General features: G+C 48.6%; 17 protein-coding genes. 13 read left to right on the plus strand and 4 right to left on the minus strand.

Translation table 11 applies throughout. The features are described from left to right. Positions 1-257: 257 nt before the first annotated feature. The 3 genes from VN447_RS10240 to VN447_RS10250 all read right to left on the minus strand — a co-directional run bounded on the left by VN447_RS10240 (position 258) and on the right by VN447_RS10250 (position 4,276). On the minus strand, positions 258-986 hold the full coding sequence (locus VN447_RS10240; protein ID WP_325525243.1) for a zinc dependent phospholipase C family protein: 729 nt from the start codon (positions 984-986) through the stop codon (positions 258-260). Positions 987-1,036: 50 nt separating this feature from the next. Next, positions 1,037-2,200, minus strand: a complete 1,164-nt coding sequence (locus VN447_RS10245; RefSeq protein WP_325525245.1) for an MGDG synthase family glycosyltransferase — start codon at positions 2,198-2,200, stop codon at positions 1,037-1,039. 153 nt (positions 2,201-2,353) lie between these two features. Further along, positions 2,354-4,276 (minus strand): GGDEF domain-containing protein, encoded by a 1,923-nt coding sequence (locus VN447_RS10250; protein ID WP_325525247.1) that lies wholly within the window; start codon positions 4,274-4,276, stop codon positions 2,354-2,356. Between the two features lie 161 nt (positions 4,277-4,437). Here VN447_RS10250 and VN447_RS10255 point away from each other — a divergent pair, with 161 nt between their 5' ends. The 7 genes from VN447_RS10255 to VN447_RS10285 are packed head-to-tail and all read left to right on the plus strand — an operon-like array spanning position 4,438 to position 11,934. Then, the gene (locus VN447_RS10255) at positions 4,438-5,412 is read left to right on the plus strand and encodes a SpoIID/LytB domain-containing protein (protein ID WP_325525248.1); all 975 of its coding nucleotides are present in this window, start codon (positions 4,438-4,440) and stop codon (positions 5,410-5,412) included. A gap of 53 nt (positions 5,413-5,465) precedes the next feature. Continuing rightward, the gene (locus VN447_RS10260) at positions 5,466-6,224 is read left to right on the plus strand and encodes a hypothetical protein (protein WP_325525250.1); all 759 of its coding nucleotides are present in this window, start codon (positions 5,466-5,468) and stop codon (positions 6,222-6,224) included. Positions 6,225-6,259: 35 nt separating this feature from the next. Continuing rightward, positions 6,260-6,727 (plus strand): hypothetical protein, encoded by a 468-nt coding sequence (locus VN447_RS10265; RefSeq protein WP_325525252.1) that lies wholly within the window; start codon positions 6,260-6,262, stop codon positions 6,725-6,727. 16 nt (positions 6,728-6,743) lie between these two features. Further along, entirely contained in the window at positions 6,744-8,390 is a 1,647-nt protein-coding gene (locus VN447_RS10270; RefSeq protein ID WP_325525254.1) for a spore germination protein, read from the plus strand. 4 nt (positions 8,391-8,394) lie between these two features. After that, positions 8,395-9,507, plus strand: a complete 1,113-nt coding sequence (locus VN447_RS10275; RefSeq protein WP_325525256.1) for a GerAB/ArcD/ProY family transporter — start codon at positions 8,395-8,397, stop codon at positions 9,505-9,507. Continuing rightward, entirely contained in the window at positions 9,497-10,711 is a 1,215-nt protein-coding gene (locus VN447_RS10280; protein ID WP_325525258.1) for a Ger(x)C family spore germination protein, read from the plus strand. The genes VN447_RS10275 and VN447_RS10280 overlap by 11 nt, the downstream gene beginning before the upstream one ends. Then, complete coding sequence (locus VN447_RS10285; protein WP_325525260.1) at positions 10,708-11,934, plus strand: Ger(x)C family spore germination protein; 1,227 nt, start codon at positions 10,708-10,710, stop codon at positions 11,932-11,934. Before VN447_RS10280 ends, VN447_RS10285 begins: the two co-directional genes overlap by 4 nt. Here the strand turns inward: VN447_RS10285 and VN447_RS10290 are convergent, their stop codons facing one another. After that, positions 11,935-12,165, minus strand: coding sequence for a hypothetical protein (locus VN447_RS10290; RefSeq protein ID WP_325525262.1), 231 nt, complete (start codon positions 12,163-12,165; stop codon positions 11,935-11,937). It lies immediately after the preceding gene. Between the two features lie 117 nt (positions 12,166-12,282). Between VN447_RS10290 and yabP the strand changes: the two genes are divergently transcribed. From yabP to spoIIE, 6 genes are all read left to right on the plus strand, one after another. After that, a complete protein-coding gene (yabP, locus tag VN447_RS10295) occupies positions 12,283-12,564 on the plus strand; it encodes a sporulation protein YabP (protein ID WP_325525263.1) in 282 nt (93 codons plus the stop codon). Between the two features lies 1 nt (position 12,565). Beyond that, complete coding sequence (locus VN447_RS10300; RefSeq protein WP_325525265.1) at positions 12,566-13,294, plus strand: lytic transglycosylase domain-containing protein; 729 nt, start codon at positions 12,566-12,568, stop codon at positions 13,292-13,294. 36 nt (positions 13,295-13,330) lie between these two features. After that, positions 13,331-13,810: a spore cortex biosynthesis protein YabQ gene (gene yabQ / locus VN447_RS10305; RefSeq protein WP_325525267.1), complete on the plus strand. Its 480-nt coding sequence runs from the start codon at positions 13,331-13,333 to the stop codon at positions 13,808-13,810. An 86-nt stretch (positions 13,811-13,896) separates the two neighbouring features. After that, positions 13,897-14,184, plus strand: a complete 288-nt coding sequence (locus VN447_RS10310) for a septum formation initiator family protein (protein WP_325525268.1) — start codon at positions 13,897-13,899, stop codon at positions 14,182-14,184. Between the two features lie 110 nt (positions 14,185-14,294). Then, positions 14,295-14,744, plus strand: a complete 450-nt coding sequence (locus VN447_RS10315) for a S1 domain-containing RNA-binding protein (protein ID WP_325525269.1) — start codon at positions 14,295-14,297, stop codon at positions 14,742-14,744. Between the two features lie 243 nt (positions 14,745-14,987). After that, positions 14,988-17,447, plus strand: a complete 2,460-nt coding sequence (gene spoIIE, locus VN447_RS10320; RefSeq protein WP_325525270.1) for a stage II sporulation protein E — start codon at positions 14,988-14,990, stop codon at positions 17,445-17,447. Positions 17,448-17,598: the final 151 nt, after the last annotated feature.

The raw sequence follows: 17,598 nt of genomic DNA on the forward strand, positions 1-17,598 counted from the left end.
ATAGCTAACTTAACTATACCGCACTTAATTATCGATATTCAATAGCTTATCAGTACTTTTTTATTCGTCTATTTGATAGGCTTATTTTGTTGTGCGTTTTTTTGAGACCTTCAGTATATTTTTTTTCACAATAACCGTCCCCTTGAGTCGGATAGAGTAAAAAAGGGATTGCCGCACCACCGCTAGCAATGACGTTGGAAGAGGCGTCATTGCGAACGTAGGGGAGGCAATCCCGCTTTTGTTGTTGGTGATATGAGTCAGGCTACAGTGACTCTATTGACAGTACGGTCGATGCCGGCCATGGCGCAGAAGCGTTCGAATAAGCCGGCTGTTGTGCGTTGGGCGCGGGGTAAGAGATGGGTAGTTACAGTATGAAAGCGGGTGTGATTCTCTTCAGTTACCCACTCAAGGTAATCGGCGGCGGCGAGCGCATTACTGAGGAGCAGTCCGTAGGGGTCTTTACTGTCTGCGTATAAACCTTGGTTCTCTACTGCGAAAGCGAGATAATTGATTTTAACCCAGCCTTCGTACTCCTTATGGCCTGAGAATAGTTTAGCCCGGGCATGATGCGGGACGCATAAGTCTTGCATCAGATGAGCGGCTGCCCCCAGAAAGAAAACGCTTTTGGCCCAATCACACTGCCGGGCGCTGGTCAACGCGGCCTTAAAGTAAACCGAGAAATCATCAAGCGCGGTGGCGAATTGCCATAACCCTTTACCTGTTAGCGGCTCATAATAGTGACTGACGTTTTTCCAGCCTTTATCAGCCCAATACACGCCGGCATTCAATTCGGCGAGAAAGTTCTGCAAAAAACAGGCGCAATGCTCTAAACCATCGTTATATAAAATAGCAACAGCTTGCTTGTTGAGGAATTCATGCGTTATGCTGGGGCAGTCAAACAAGCCTTGAAGGGGACTCACCGCAGCAAGCAGCAGTTTGGCTCCTGCCACTTCTGTATGTACTGTCGGTAATGACCCAGTTTTCATAGTCATCTCCTCCCGTTCAAGTCAGGCAAGACCGTCCCCTAACATGCATGCTAGCGCAACGCGGCGGCTTCGGTGCGAGACAGCTTTTGCCAGACTGTATTTGCAATCGTTTGGGCAGCGGCCGGACGGCCCAGAATGGAGGCCATCTCCCGCATATAGCCTAGCCGTTCAGGATTAGTTATCAGTTCATAGACAGTACTGGACAGGCTGTGGGTAGTTTGAATCCACAGTGCTGCGCCTTTTCTGGCTAGGTAAGCCGCGTTTTCTTCTTCCTGGCCGGGGATAGCCTGGTACAGGAGCATGGGCAGCTGTAGAGCCAGTGCTTCACTGATTGTGAGAGCGCCCGGTTTGGAGATAAGCAAATCAGCGGCAGACATTAGTTCGGGAACATGCTGGGTGTAGCCAAGCACTTTGACAGGGTGGACAAGGGCTTGGGCTTTGGCTGAGAGACTCCGTCTAAGTGTTGCGTTGCGGCCAGTGACTATCACTAGGTTGAGCGGCAGCGGCAAAGCATCAAGGGCGAGCACTGCATGTTCAAGATCTCCCAGTCCGAGTCCGCCGCCCATCATAAGGATAACAGGGTGATTATTGGTAAAACCTAGTTCTCTGCGAACCGCTGCCTGCTCAAGTGCATCAGGCAGGTGGCTGAATTTTGGGCCGACAGGTATGCCTGTGGCATGAATGCGGTTCTGGTCAATGCCTTGTATAGCCAATTCCTGTTTAAGTTCAGGGGTAGCGACAAAGTATAAATCTGTCTCGTTATAACACCAGAGCCGGTGAATGGCGAAATCGGTAATAACGCCAATGAGCGGTATATTGATGCGGTGGGTATGCTTTAGGTATGCGGCGGCGCCGCAGGGAAAAGGATGGGTGCAGATAATGGCGTCAGGGCGATGGGCAATAATTAGTTTAAGCATACTGCGTTTCATAGCCATAGCCATAAAGCTTTGGACTTTGCTGCCTGGCAGTGGCATTTGAGAAAAACGGTACAAAAGGTCATACATGTCGGGGAAAATATCAATCAGTTTGAGGTAAGCCTCTTTTACCAGAGTGTTAAGATAAGAGTTTTCGCCAGCCATGAAGTCGACAACTTGGGCTGCAGCCAGTTCTTGGCTTTCGATGGCTGTTTTAACAGCCAGAGCTGCCTGGGTATGTCCGGCGCCTATTGACGCTGAGACTAATAAAATTTTTGCCGGTTTAATTTTTGACGACAAAGTATTCACCTCGTTACTAATCTCATTTTTATTCTAACATGTTTTACGTGCGAGACTGTTAACGTCAGGTTAAGCGGGCGTTAATTTTGCTAAGTAAAAAAACGCCCGCGTTCATTGCTTACTAAGCTGCAAACAAGCGCGGCACGTTGTCTTTTAAACTATTTGGCTGTTAGCCTGAGTAGCGGCGCTGCGGCGATCACAGACAATGCATGATCCGGCACGCTGTTTGGCCTGTTTCTTCAGGTCGGCGGCTACTTCAGCAATCTCAAGGTAATTAGTAAACATGTGCAGCCGGTTAATTACAACCGCAATGGATATGGACACTATCGGGAAGTGTTCAAGCTGCCCTTTGCGATTCTTGACTTCCAGATACCCTTTGACCAAATCATCAGGGTGATACTGGCTTTTAATCTCACGGTCAAATAGCTCAATAATGCTCTCGGCGATGCCTTGAACAGATTCAGGTTTAGTAATGATGATGAAATCATCCCCGCCAATATGACCTAAAAAGTCATCGGCAGAACCTGTTTTGCCGATACTGCGGCTTAACACCTGCGAGGTTAAAAGCAACACTTTATCGCCGCGCTCAAATCCATATTTATCATTGTACGCTTTAAAATTGTCAAGGTCAAGATACATAACCGCAAAAGGCTCCTTAGCCTCAACCAGTTCTTTCAGGCGGTCCTCAATCACCAGATTTCCCGGAAGGCCGCTAAGCGGGTTAGAATTATGGGCACGGCGGATTTGCAGATTGGTGATTTTGTTAAGCAGGGACATAATGGATACTACTCCCAGAAACTTTCCGTCTCTTACGACAATGATAAAGTCATAGAGGTGGGAATCCTCCCGGATCATCGCCATTTGGGACACTGCTTCGAGTGGCAGTTCAGCATTGACGATAAGCGGGTGTTTATCCATTACCCGTTCAACCGGGCGGCGGTAATATAGCGATATGCCGTAGTTGGTTCCTAACTGATAGTACAATTTATCTTTCATTAACAAGCCAACAGGACGGTCACCGTCAACAATGACAATACCACTCGTTTGCTCTATAGTAAAGATTTCTTCAACAGCACTTACTACAGTGGTGGGCTGGATGGTAGGAATCTGTTCGACAATTTCGCCGATGCTAACCCCGAGACCTTTGCGGGAACGGGATTTAGCCTGCACATCCTGGAAGTTGTACTCGGCAATCATTTCAAGCACCTCCTGTGGTATTTCAGGCGGCGGAAAACCAGGCCGCGCTAGAAAATAACCCTGACCATAATGGACGCCTTTACTAATAAGGATGGCCAGTTCGTCAGCACTCTCAATCCCTTCGGCAATAATCTTGCTGTGAATAACGGCAGCCAGCTTAGTCATGGCATCAAGCATAGCCTGTTTGAGCGGGTCTTTATCCACGTCATGTACAATTGAACGGTCAAGTTTGATATAGTTGGGTCTGAGCTCGGCAATGGATTGAAGGCTGGAGTAGCCTGCACCGGCGTCGTCAATAGCAATGCTATAGCCCTGCGCACGATAATGGTTGAGTGATTTGCTAAAACTGTCAAAGTCAGTAATGGCCGTTCGTTCAGTAATCTCAAACGTAACCTGTTCAGGATTGAAGCCCTGTTTTATCACAAATGCCTTGGTTAGACCGCCGCGAAAATTGGGGTCTTTAACAACCTCGGCATTCATATTGAGAAATAATCTCTGATTTACTCCCAAGTCATTTAGATGGCTTAGTGCCGCTTCCCGGCAAACTTGTTCCAAAGCCAGCAATTTGCCATTATCTACGGCAACACTAAACAGTTCGATAGGATATTGCAGTGGACTGCCTACCGGACCCCGGCTTAAGGCTTCGTACCCCATAATCATCCCTGTTTTCAAATTAACGATGGGTTGGTACACAGGGGTTATTTTTTTGTCTTTAATGATTATATCAAGCTCTTCTTTCAGGTCTGCCGCTGTGTTGGTCTGCTTAGAGGGCTGCGGCGCACTAAAGAAAGACAGGGCGCCGGTTTGTAGTGTTAGCGTATTGAAGGCTAAAACGTTGTTACATATGCCTTTCAGCAATTGGGGTAGCTTAAGCGGCATGGGAAATACCTCCTAGAAATGACGAGTACGATATAAATACATTATAATCCAGAAACCAACAGAACTTTGTAATCATTGTGTTAAATTTTTGGAAATGTATGTAACACGCTTCTAATTGCCATAATAACGTAGAAGAAAATGTTTAGTGAGGTGGATTTAGGATGAACAGAAAAAGTATTATTTGTCTCGTAGTATGTGTATGTCTGTGTTTGGCGCTTGTGGGCTGCAGCAATCAGCCACAGAAAAAACCTGAAACACCGCAGATGCCTCCGAACCCGTCAGCCCCCAAACAGACAGCCCAGCAGAATGAACCTGATATTACCGTGTTTATGCATGAGACAGGTGAAAAGAAAACCATGAAAATGGAGGAATACATTGCTGGGGTAGTGGCCGGGGAGATGAAAAATGACTGGCCGGTAGAAGCGCTTGCTGCTCAGGCTATTATTGCCCGTACCTTTACCGTTGAGGCCATTGAAACCAAAGGCGGTGTTCCGGATCGCGGCACCCAGGCTTCGACTGATATCAAAGAGTTTCAGGCATATAGCGCAAAGTCTGTCAACGACAATGTCAAAAAGGCCGTGCAAATGACGCGCGGCATGGTTATGACTTATCAGGGCAAGCCCATTAAGGGCTGGTTTCACGCATCAGCGGGCGGCATTACGGCCACAGCTAAAGAAGGGCTTAACTACCGGGATGCTGAGCCGCCTTATATCCATTCAGTGCAGTCACCGGATGATTTAGCTCCGGAGGATGTAAGGAACTGGACTATCGTTTTCCCTAAAGAAGATGTCATAGCAGCGATGAGCAAATTAGGTAAAAAAGTGAGCGATATCAGCAGTATAGAGATTGCCCAGAAAGGGCCGTCAGGGCGGGCCACTATGCTTATGGTCAATAAGAATGTCGAGGTCTCAGGGCCTGAGCTTAGGGTAGCTTTAGAAAGTACCAAGCTAAAATCCATGCTCTTGGACAAAATTGAAGTAAGTGAAGATAGTGTAACCTTTGCTGGCAAAGGCTATGGGCACGGTGTCGGCCTGTCGCAGTGGGGAGCTAACCGTATGGCGAAAGACGGTAAAAAACCTGAAGACATTGTCACCCATTATTTTAAAGATGTAAAAGTAGAAAAGCGCTGGAATTAGTGCGCTAACGTAATACCGGACATTCTGATGGAATAACCGGGAAGGAGGCTTTTATGTCCAGAATTGCCCGCCGCGAAAGCGCCAATATTACCTTTTATAATACTGCGGTTATTCACCGGCGCTCGCCCGGTCTGATCGCTTGGTGGTCGGCAGCCTTCCCCGGCTTTGGCTTTATCTCTCTGGGCAGCTATACCAAAGGCTATCTTTTGGTTATCTGGGAGTTTGTTATTAATATTAACTCTAACCTGAATTTGGCCATTATCTACGCCTTTACCGGCAGGTTCGAGATGAGTGCTGCCGTACTGGACACCCGGTGGCTGCTCTTGTATTGTCCCATGTATATTATAGGTATCTGGTGCAGCTACCGCTTGACGATTGAACTAAATAAAGTGGCTAAAATCAGCCGGAACCAGCCGCTCAGCATCAGACCGCAGGTAATCAACGGGCTCGGTATCAATCTATTGGACAAGAGACTGCCGTATATGGCGATTGCCTGGTCAGTTCTTATGCCGGGTCTGGGGCATATCTATACGACAAGACTTAGTACCGCCGTAGCGATTATCGTAGCTTGGCTGGTAACTGTATTCTATTCGGGTGTATTGCCTGCAGTGCATCTGACTGTACTTGGCCAGTTTAGCCAGGCAACGCTGGCGACCGATCCGGAATGGCTGTTGTTTATCCCTTCGGTGTACTGTTTTGCCCTATTTGACGCTTACGAACATTGTATCGAATATAATAAGCTATTTGACCGGGAACAAGCCCAGTTTTTACGCCAAGATTACCAGGACGCCAGGTTTCAGATGCCTCTGTAACAAATCGCACAACTATCTACGGAAGGCAAGATTCAATGTATATTATCGCAACATATAACCATTCACTCTATCTGGAAGTAGCCATTGCCCAACTGGAAGAACAAGGTTTAGGCAAAGACAAAATCATGGCTGTACCGCTAAAACGTCAACAGTCATCTGGCTGGATTTTTGACTCAATCAATGAGACTGACGGAGCAAGTCTCTTAGGCGGAGCACTGGCCTTTGGCACAGCTACCATGGTATTGGCAACAATATATGGCTTTGTCTGGTATTGGGGGCCGATCATTTGGGGGATAATTGGCTTTTTTGCGGGGACGAGTCTGTGGCTGGTAATCTCGATTATTGCTATGCAGAAAAAACGGGCGCAACGTATAACGTTAACCAGCAGGGCTGATTGTGGCGAGGTTGTGTTGATTATCCGCTGTGAAGAGCCGCAGGCGCAATTTGTTAAAGATGTTTTGTTAAGCAACATGGCGCTGGCTATTGGCACACTGGAACGCTAAGGAGGCTGTCTGGGCAGTGGGTAAAACCAATAAAGACAACAGGCACACTGTTGGCAAACTATCAGATATTCTGCCAGACAATGCGCTCAATACATTAAGGACACGCGTGGCTGCGTTAAGGCAACTGACACAAGACAGCGCCGAACTGGGCGAAGACATGTCCCGTATTGTTGCTGATATTAGGGCCGTGCCGGCTCCCGGTGATGACATGTTTGTGTTTACGCCTAAGCTTGCGCAGAATGTTCAGCTCTTAAAGACGGTATTTCGCGATTGTGATGATGTCAAGTTCCGCTTTTTTAAAACAGCCGGGCGGCAGGCATTGTTAGTTTCTTTAGATGGTATGACCGATACCCCCACTCTGGAAGATAATATTTTAAAACCGCTCATGCAAGCCAAGACGAGCAATTTTGATTTACAGCAGTTTATTGAAGAAAAATTGACTGTGGCTACCGTTAATATTGAAATATACGCCAACAATGCTGTCGAAGCGGTAATGAGCGGTAATGCCCTTGTCATGATAGACGGTATTGCCGATATATTGTCAGTCGGCGCAACCAAACATGTCAAACGGGATGTCAGTATAGCAAATATTGAAGAAAATATTCGCGGGCCGCAAGACGCTTTTAACGAGACGTTAGTTGATAATATTGTGCTTATCCGCCGTCGGGCCAAAGACCCCAATATAAAAGTTCGTATTGTCGAAGTAGGTGAGCGCAGCAAAACCGGGGTTGCGATTGTATATTCTGCCAACCTGGTCAAACCGGGACTTAGCGAAGAAGTCGAACGGCGCTTAAAAAGCTTGAGTACAGACAAGGTATTAGTGTCCAAAGTTGTTGAAGATGCCATGGTGGAGCACCCGTGGACGCCTTTTCCTCAGCTTGAATCAACCGAACGGCCGGAGAAAATGCTTTCTGCCGTTTACGAAGGCCGGGTAGGTATAATTGTTGACAATACGCCGGCCTCCATCATAGTGCCTGCTACTTATGCCAGCATTATGCATGCTGTAGAAGACTATACCATGCCGGCTTCGGTGGCCTGTCTTATCCGTTTTACCCGTCATGTGGCAGCCTTTATCGCAATCTATACGCCGGCGCTCTATATTGCTGTCGTGTCTTTCCATCCCGGCATGCTGCCCACAGGTCTAGCCATTTCCATTGCTGAGCTCAGGTTGCGTACCCCGTTTCCTTCTTTCTTGGAAGCCATCATGATGGAGGTGCTGTTAGAACTCTTTCAGGAGGCGGTGGCCAGGCTGCCTAAAAAACTGGCAGGTGCAGCCAGCATGGTCGGTGGTTTTGTTATTGGGACAACTGTTGTCCAAGCTGGCCTGGTCAATCCGCTCCTGGTTGTTGTCACTTCTGTTACTGCCATTGCGTCCTATGTTATGCCTTATTATTCTTTTGGGTTGGCGCTCAGATCTCTGCGGTTGCCCATCTTATTTCTGGCCGCCACTTTGGGCTTATATGGTGTTATGCTGGGGCTCATTTTTGTCACAGTGCACCTATGTTCGCTGAGGAATTTCGGCGAGTCCTATCTTGGCGGCATCCTGGATGTTGATCTGTGGCCTGACTGGAAAGAAGGGCTTGTCCGGTTGCCGCAAAAATTCATGAAACTCAGGCCGGTCGAGTTTGGTGCTCAGGATATGAAACGGCGAGGAGATAACTAGGGCTATGGCCAATCTTGAAGTAAAAAGCAAAATGTCGGTTGCCCAGTTTGGCGTGTTAGTTACTGCCGCCATGTTTGGCGGACAGATCATTGGGCTGCCAGGTAAGCTTGTGCCCCAGGCTGAGCAGTTTGCCTGGGTGAGTATAATCCTTGGCGGCGGAGCGTTCTTTATCGCTGCCTGGATTATGATGAAGCTGGGAGAACTCTATCCTGACCGCGACTATACTGTTTACCTGCCGCAGCTCTTAGGCAAATGGGCGGGATTGGCCGTCATTGGTGTATTGATCAGCCTGTTTCTTGTCGTTACGTGGGTCAACTTTAACCAGTTTAGCAGGGCAGTGACGTTTTTTATGTTTGATCGGACACCCAGTGATGTTATTATCATGGGCATGCTGGGTGTTGTTATCTACTGCGCGCTCCAGGACTTGGGGACAATTATCCGGGTAACTGAGTTTAACTTCTTTATTGCTACAATGATGATGGGCACCATTTGGATATTGGGGATATTTAATTTTCAGCCGGAAAACCTCATGCCGTTTTGGACAGATAAGCCGCTCGGTATCCTGCAGGGAGCTCTCGGTACCTGGGGTGTATATGGCGGTTATGAGATAATCTTGCTATTATTTCCTTTGATTAACAGGACAAAAGGTAATCTTACAATGGCGCTGGCGATTGCAATTGCTTTCATAGTGATTACAAGTATAGTAATCGTTGTTTTAACGGTGGGCGTGATGACGGTGGAGGCGGTAAAAAATGAGTCGTTCCCGACACTGGTAGTGGTAAGAAGTGTCGAACTGCCAGGCACTTTCATTGAACGGCTGGAAAACTACCTGCTTATCGCGTGGATCCCTTCTGTTTTTAAAACCATGGCGATATTTGTTTATGTAATTAGCCAAACGCTGGCCAGAATATGGGGGTTTGCTGACCACCGGCCATGGGTGCTGGCGCTCACACCGGTTATTTTTGTTGGTGCTACTGTGATGGATGGCCTGGAACTGGTTAAGCTGGCTGATAAGGTTGTATCCTGGTTGGGACTCGGGTTTTCATTTGGTATAATGCCGCTTGTCTATTTGCTTGCTAAGCGGCGCGAACGGGGAGTGGCGTCAGGTGGGGGGTAAAGGACGACTGACAGGTATACTGCTTGTTGCGCTTATTGCTATGCTCATCGGCGGCTGCTGGGACCGGCGCGAACTGCAGGACAGAAACTTTGTTATGGCGGTGGCCATCGATACGGCAGAGGCTGGTGAAAAACCAGGGCAGAGCCAGGCCGCCAAACAGACAGAGACCTTTGTCCAGCCGCATGGCGCCAAGCGGTACCGGGTCAGCATGCAGATTCTGCGGCTGGCGCCGGCAGGAGGCGACAGTCAGCAAGGCGACAGTGGCAAAGCAGGTAAAACCTTTGTACTGTCCAATACCGGGCAGTCCACCTTTGAGATTTTGCGCGATATGCTTGGTCAATCTAGCAAACCGCTTTATTTTGAACATATCCAGGCCATTGTCATTAGTGAAGCGGCTGTACAGAGAGCAGGGATAAAACCCGTTATTGATTTGTTTTTGCGGGATGCCGAGATGCGCTGGCGGATAAAAATGTATATTACGCCAGGCGAGGCCCGGCCAATCCTTGAATATGTGCCGCCAAACAAAGAGGCCGGCGGCATCTATCTGGCCAATATCCTCCGCAATCATCCCAAAAACATCCATATTGCCGGGGCGCGCACCGACCTCGGCAATATTAGCGTCACGCTTGACAATAAGCAGGACATAGCTATTCCGCGCCTGGAAATGACTAATAATATAGTGAAAGCAAGTGGTGTGGCTTTATTTAGAAAAGATAAGTTTGTGGGTTATGCCGATGAGCAGGCTACGGCCGGAATAAAATATATCCGGGCTACTGAAAAGTCGGCAATTATTACAGTACCTGGCGACAACCCCGGCGAGGTAGTAGCGTTTGAGCTGTTCAGGCACGATACCCGGCTTGACGCACATGTAGACGGCGATAATATCTATTTTACCCTTGATATTAATATGTGGGGAAATCTGGGTGAGTACCAGGTGCCAGGTAAGGTTAAAGGGGCGTCTGATCCCGCGTTTGTCCGTCGGACTGAGGTCAGGACAGCTGAGGAAGTCAAACGGATAGTGCTGTACGGTAAAGATACCTGTCAGTCAATGGGGATTGACGTTCTTGGTTTTAATTCAAAGCTCAAGGCCCACCACCCCAAAACCTGGGCCAAGGTCAAAGACCACTGGGATGAACTATTCCCGTATATCCCGCTGGTGGTATCAGTCAATGTGGTTATTAACCAATTGGGTGAGCATCAATGAAGTTGAGACTTATGCAGTGGTTCACGGTCAATAGGATAAAACGGCTGAGCGGCTGGTTGCTGCTAACAATCGTGTGCCTGCCGCTTGCCGGCTGCTGGGATCAACGGGAGCTGCAGAACAGGCATTTTGCGTTGGCAGTGGCCATTGATGCAGCTGATGGCAGTGAGACCGGGCCTGAGACCTTTGTTCAGCCGTATGGCGGCAAGCAGTTTCGCTTGAGCGTAGAGTTGCTTGACATTATGCCCAGCCAAGGAGAGCGGCGAAGCGCTTCGGCACCCAAAACGCATGTTATTTCCAATACCGGCAGATCGTTTCTTGAAATGACACGAGACATGTTTGGCCAGCTGGGCAACCCAATAGCCTGGGAGCATATCCAAGTCATTGTTATTAGTCAAGCAGCCCTTGAAGCCGGTGGGCTTGACCAGCTGCTTGACTGGTTTATGCGGGAAACTGAGTTGCGCTGGCGAATGCGCTTGTTTGTTACTCCCGGTGATGCTAGGTCCATCCTTGAGTACAAGCCGCCCAGCGGTGAGCCGAACGGCCTCTTCCTGGGCAACATGGCCCGCAATTATGCCAAAAACCCGCATGTTGTCGGCACTCACGAAGACATTGGTTTTACTACGGTAAGGCTTGATAACAAAGCACCGCTCGTTCTGCCGAAGATTGAGCTTGCTGATGACATTATTAAACTTGGCGGTTCGGCTGTCATAAAGAAGAACGGCAGACTGGCAGGTTATCTTGACGAGTACGACACTATGGCCGAGAGATTTATAGTAGGCTTGGAGAAAAGTGCCATAATTACCACCAGTTGTACTGACCATCCTGATTATGTTTACGCCTTTGAACTTTTTCGGCACGATACCCGCCTTAACCCACATGTGTCCGGGGACAATATTTACTATACCCTGGACATTAATATGTACGGCAATATCGGGGAGATGCAGCGCTGTCCTGAACCGCATAAGCACGACACCGGCAACCCCGAATTCATCCGCAAGCTGGAACTCCAGTTTGCCGAGGAGGTAAAGCAGACTGTTGAGCATGGACTGAAGGTTCAGCAGGATATGGGAGTGGATGTCTTAAATTTTGCCAGAGAGCTTAAGCGTCACTATCCTAAGAAATGGGAAGAAGTAAAAGACCGCTGGCATGAAGAGGTTTTTCCAACCATCCCAGTGGTGGTATCGGTCAATGTAACTATTCACCAGGTGGGCGAACACAAATAGTCAATTAAAGATGAAACTAAAAAGCCACAGACCAAGCGCAGCGGCGGCATAGAATGCCGCCGTTTTGCGCGCAAAAATAGCCTCGCGCCCTCGTGCATTATGCTGATCCAAAACTGAGCCCAGGCCCCAGGCCACAATAGCTGTGGTGAAAAACACCATGAGCAGCCACAGGGTAGTCTGGTGCACAATCTGATAAGCAAGTTTTTGCCAGTAATAACCTATTTCATTCATTGTAAAACCTCCGGCCAGTTAGGTTGGACTGATTGCGTTACTTAATCTCTTGTACTATCAATCTATTTTTTGGCATATACATAACTTGAAATAGCATTGGCTGGGAGGGTGAGTTTTATGCCAATAGATAATAAGACGCCAAAGTGGCGGCATCAGCTGACACTAGTTGATAGGGAAGAACTTAATGTTGACGGGGTGGTCAGCCTGGGGAGCTATGATGAAAAGGAGATTATTATGGAAACTGAGCAGGGTGTGCTGATTATTAAGGGCGAAGCCCTTAATATCAAGCAGCTCAATCTGGAGCAGGGTAATATTGTTATTGAAGGAACAGTAAAAGGCATGAGCTACGAGGATGAGCAGCGGCAGAGAAAAGGTCTGCTGGAACGGTTTTTAAAATAACGTGCGGAGCCGGATCCTGTCGCTATGGCTGATGCTGCTGGTGGCGCTTGCAGCCCAGGCTGCGGCATACAGCCTGGCTGTCAGTCTGGCTGACTATAGCCGCCGGGCTGTGTATGCAAATTTTTCGGCAGGAGCTGCTGCCATGCGGGAAATAAACGGACTACCATATGCGGATAAGATCAATCAGGCTGGCAGGACGTATGGTATTAATCCCGAAGTGATCGCCTCTGTAATTAAGGCAGAAAGCTCGTTTCAGCCCCGTGCTCTGTCGAAGGCCGGGGCTTATGGACTAATGCAGGTTATCCCTGGTACCTGGCGCCTGGTAAACAGCCAGGCTAAGATATGCAGCGGGCGGCATGAAGGGGAATGTGGCAGTGAGTGTTTTTATGATCCTGATCTTAATATTGCTGTAGGCTCATATTATCTAAGTCAGCTGGTAAAGCGCTACAGCGGTCGTGCTGAATTGGCAGTCGCTGCCTATAATGCCGGGCCGGGGGCTGTTGACAAGTACGGCGGCATTCCGCCATACGCCGAGACAACGGAGTATGTTGAGCGGGTAGTAAGTAATTGGTATGGGGTAAGCGGGCGTTGGCCGCCAGGTGGGTTAGCGGCTGAAAGCTGGACAAAAATTGCTTCGGCGTTAGGCTGGGGTATTGTTATGACAGCTGTCGCGGTTGCTGCTGTTGGCAGGCAATTATTTCGCCGGTATAGGTCACTGCGCTGGCGTTAAGGCTGAGATTGCAATCATATACAGGGAGGTGAACAGGTGGAGTTTTCAACACAGGTGAATACCTTCTTGCTTATTGCCGCAACAGGAATCTTGCTAGGCGTGTTGTTTGACACATACCGGGTGTTGCGGGGATATTTCCGGCCCCCGTGGCTGATTACTTCTGTTGCTGATTTATTATACTGGCTTGTTGCGGCAGGTATTGCGTTTTTGGCGCTTATCCTTGGCAATTGGGGTGAGCTGCGGTTTTATGTATTTATTGCTATGATTACGGGAGTAGCTGCCTATTATCGCCTGGCCAGCCGCCACTTTCTTAAATTGATTATCATGGTCTTTAAGCTAATCGGCAGACTCTGGCATACTACAAAACGTGTATTTGTGTTTGCTTGCGTTAAACCTGTACGGTTCGTTGTAAGGGCATCATTTTTCCCCTTCCGGTATACAAGTAGAAAGTGCTCAGACTGGTATAAAAAGCGCCATCCGCCGCCTCCGCCGCCGGAAGAAGCGCCGCCGCCATGATATTTTCATATAATTTACCAGAAATAAAGAGGATTTGCCGTTTAAAGAGCGAATACAGTTAACATCAAACGCAGTATGGTGATGTTATGGCGCAAAAACGCAAGAAATCAAAACGGTTTAGCTGGTTTAGGCTATGTATATTGATCATGGCTGGGTATTTTTGTTATATGATCATTCTTCAGCAGACTGAGCTCTATAAAATTCGCCGCGAAATGGAAGCGGTGAATACCCGGATGGCTGAGATCGACGGGGTCAATAAAAGCCTGACTGCTGAGAAGGAAAAGCTAAGTATGACAGATTATATCGAGAAAGTGGCCCGTGAACAGCTCGGCTTGGTAAAGCCGGGAGAAGTTCCTTATATTCCGGCCAGGTAAAGCGCCATTCCTTGACACATTTTCACCATCAAGAGTATAATATGGATTGCGGGTTCCAAAATAGAATGTATTAAAAGTACGAAAGATTTTAAGGAGGAAGTTTGATTAGTATGTCCATTGAAGTTGGCAGTGTTGTAGAAGGAGTTGTGACCGGCATAACAAACTTTGGCGCTTTTGTCGAGTTGCCGGGTGGGAAGGTAGGATTAATTCACATCTCTGAAGTTGCTGACGTATACGTCCGCGATGTCAAAGATTTTTTGAAAGAACAAGACAAGGTTAAAGTTAAGGTCTTATCTGTAGACGATCGCGGCAAAATTGGCCTTTCTATTAAGCAGCTGCAGCCTCCTGCGCCAAGAAAGCAGCATTCCAACGATTTCCGCCGCTCTAATAGAGTGAATAGCTTGACTTTTGAAGATAAGCTGAGCAAGTTTTTAAAAGACAGCGATGAGCGTCTGACTGATTTGAAGCGCAACACCGATTCCAAACGCGGCGGCAATGGTGGCCGGGGCGGTGGAGCTGGCGGCGGCGGCGGTGGCAGTGCAGCACGCCGGGCTGAATAAATAAATTGGCATAAAGCCAAAGCTTTTATTATGATTATCGACAAAAAATGGAATAATTTAACCTGAGAGATAGAATGGAAACCACTTGGCCATGATTGGTCAGGTGGTTTTTTGCATTTTAGCATACCTTTCATGTCGGATTTTTTTATTGGCAGGGTGACGTAAATAGACAAACATTTTAATGGTAATTTATGTAAAATTCTAGACACGGTGCAAGACACTTTTTTACAGGGGTGAAAAATCATGCCAAAAGTATCTGTTATTACCCTGCCTGAAGAAATCCTACAAGTGCCGCCTGTCAGGCCGTCGGCAGACTCTGTGCCCGAGGACAAGCCCGGTTTTCCCTGGCGGGATTTTTTTGACTGGGTTAAGTTGAGCTTAAGGGCACTGTTTCACCAGCAGAATCTGCCGGTAAATCTCCTGGCTCTCTTAATTGGGCGGGTTTCGCTCATGGGAGAGGTAGCTCCGTTCGGGTTGGCTTTGTTTGCCGCCATGGCCGGGGTAGCCAGGGAGCGGGCGGCAGCTGTGGGGGTATGGGCTCTGGCCGGTGTGCTTAGCGCAGGATTCTATCAGGAGGGAGTTATATATTTGCTGTCAATGCTTCTCTACTGGCGCTTGTCAGACAAGCTTTCGCGGTATGAGCGAAAGGTACAGGCTATCCCGCTGTTTATGTTTGGCTGTGTATTACTGAGCGGTATGGCGCTTACGTCCTGGCGGGAGTCGTCACTATACGGCGCCATGCTGGTCGTGTTTGATGCAACGTTATGTATGATATTGGCCTTTATTTTTCAATATGGAGCGCCTCTGTTCCTGAATAACAACAAGATTCGTCAGGCAAGCGCTGAAAACCTGATTTGCGGCATAATTATGCTGGCCACCGCTGTTGCCGGTTTGGGCAGCTTAACGATATATGACTATAGTGTGCGCAATATTGCCGGATCGCTCATTGCTATGACGCTAGCATTCAGTGGTGGTTCTGGGCTGGGTGCCTCAGTAGGAATTGTTACCGGGCTGGTTATTGGCTTAAGTGATGGCGATGCTGCTTCGTCAATCGCTATGTATGCCCTGGCAGGAATGTTGGGCGGATTATTCCGGGGAATGGGAAAACCGGCCGTGCTGTTAGGTTTTATTTTAGGTAGCGCTATTGCAGTGTTATATATGGGTCAGCCGGGCGAACTGCTCCTGGCACTCGTAGAAGCATCGGTGGCCGGAGCAGCCTTTATGCTGGTGCCTGCTGCCAAGATCAGCCAATGGCGGGACAACTGCACAGACGAGACCGGCAGCGCCGAAGCCGCGCAGCAGACTATTAACGCGGCAGTGGACAAGCTAACCAATATTGCTGATATTTTTAAAGATTTATCCGGGACTTTTGACTCCGGTAGTGCCAAGGAAAATGCTGCTTATAATGAAAAAATTAAAGATGGACAGCTGGCGCATATGCTGTCGGCAGTCGGGGAAAGGGTCTGCGGGCCGTGTGGACGTCGGAGCGAATGCTGGGATCGTGATTTTTATCAGACCTACCAGGCCATGCTTGATATGTTGGCTTTGGCTGAGGCCGGGAAGCTTAAGGCCGGCACCATTCCTGATAGTATCAAAGGAATGTGCGTAAGCCGCCAGGCGCTGGTTGATCTTGTCAGTCAGGTGGCGGAAAGCAATAGAACACATTGGTACTGGCACAAAAAGCTGACAGAGTGCCGCCAGGTGGCTGTTGAGCAAATGAAGGCCACCGGGGTCATCATCGGTAATCTGGCGCAGGAGCTAAAAAAGGGGCCGCAGACAGATACTGAAGTTGCCGAGATGTTGTCAGAACGGGCAGCTGTGCTAGGCTGTTCGCTAAGTGGAGTACGGGTGATTGGGGAACGGGGTAAGGTGACAGTAGAGGCGCAGAAAGGTGTGTGCAGTGGAACGCGGGAATGTGTTAATACGATTTTGCCGCTTACGGCCAATCTATTGCAGGAGAAAATGGCATTGCACACTGAATGCGGCAGTAAGGTGCGTCACAAGAATTGTAAACTGACGATGGAATTAGCTGAGCGCTATTATGTGGAAACAGGCATGGCAACGGTGGCGAAAGAGACAGGCGGGGTATCTGGCGATACCTGCGCCGCCCAGCCTGTTAGCCGGGGACGAACGGCACTCATCTTAAGTGACGGTATGGGTAGTGGTGAAGCTGCGGCTAGCGGGAGCGGACATGCTGTAAAGTTTTTGCAGCAGCTGCTGGCGGCAGGTTTCGAAGTCGATACAGCTGTTAAGACAGTTAATTCGATGTTGATGATAAAAATGCCGGGAGATATGTTTGCTACAGTGGATATGGCAGTGGTGGACACGTTTACCGGCGAAACAGAGTTTTTGAAGGTGGGTTCGGCGCCAAGCTATGTGAAAAGGGTACGGGAAGTATCGACAATTAATCCAGCCGCGCTGCCTATGGGAATACTGGAGAATATCGAAATCGAACCTGTCAGACGGACATTAGCACCGGGTGATATTGTGGTTATGGTAAGTGATGGGGTGATTGATGCGGCTCGTGGTGCCGACAGGGAAACATGGGTGGCAAACTTCCTTCGCCGCACAGGCAGCGAGCGGCCGCAGGATATTGCCGAAAGGTTGTTAAAACAGGCGATCGACCTAGCGGGCGGTGTGGCGAAAGATGATATGGCCGTGCTGGTAGCCAGGGTGGCCGAGCGGCCGGGTATTGTGCAGTAGCGGTGTGGGGTGAATTGAGTCAGGGACGGTTCCATGACTCAATTTGCCCCGTTTATTTTTCGCTGACATAGGAAAGACTACCATAATGTCTAATTTATGGCAGGAAATTAGGCCTGCAGGCGCGAATTGACAACTAAAACAGGCTGCGGCG

This window comes from Sporomusa sp. (assembly GCF_035561155.1).
In the GTDB taxonomy this organism is placed as follows: Bacteria; Bacillota; Negativicutes; order Sporomusales; family Sporomusaceae; genus Sporomusa.

Bases quoted from the DNA above. Each gene is read 5' to 3' on its own strand.
- VN447_RS10255 (WP_325525248.1), top strand. From the start codon at position 4,438: ATGAACAGAAAAAGTATTATTTGTCTCGTAGTATGTGTATGTCTGTGT.
- yabP (WP_325525263.1), top strand. From the start codon at position 12,283: ATGCCAATAGATAATAAGACGCCAAAGTGGCGGCATCAGCTGACACTA.
- VN447_RS10310 (WP_325525268.1), top strand. From the start codon at position 13,897: ATGGCGCAAAAACGCAAGAAATCAAAACGGTTTAGCTGGTTTAGGCTA.
- VN447_RS10240 (WP_325525243.1), bottom strand. From the start codon at position 986: ATGAAAACTGGGTCATTACCGACAGTACATACAGAAGTGGCAGGAGCC.
- spoIIE (WP_325525270.1), top strand. From the start codon at position 14,988: ATGCCAAAAGTATCTGTTATTACCCTGCCTGAAGAAATCCTACAAGTG.
- VN447_RS10315 (WP_325525269.1), top strand. From the start codon at position 14,295: ATGTCCATTGAAGTTGGCAGTGTTGTAGAAGGAGTTGTGACCGGCATA.
- VN447_RS10285 (WP_325525260.1), top strand. From the start codon at position 10,708: ATGAAGTTGAGACTTATGCAGTGGTTCACGGTCAATAGGATAAAACGG.
- VN447_RS10290 (WP_325525262.1), bottom strand. From the start codon at position 12,165: ATGAATGAAATAGGTTATTACTGGCAAAAACTTGCTTATCAGATTGTG.
- VN447_RS10250 (WP_325525247.1), bottom strand. From the start codon at position 4,276: ATGCCGCTTAAGCTACCCCAATTGCTGAAAGGCATATGTAACAACGTT.
- VN447_RS10260 (WP_325525250.1), top strand. From the start codon at position 5,466: ATGTCCAGAATTGCCCGCCGCGAAAGCGCCAATATTACCTTTTATAAT.
- VN447_RS10265 (WP_325525252.1), top strand. From the start codon at position 6,260: ATGTATATTATCGCAACATATAACCATTCACTCTATCTGGAAGTAGCC.
- VN447_RS10275 (WP_325525256.1), top strand. From the start codon at position 8,395: ATGGCCAATCTTGAAGTAAAAAGCAAAATGTCGGTTGCCCAGTTTGGC.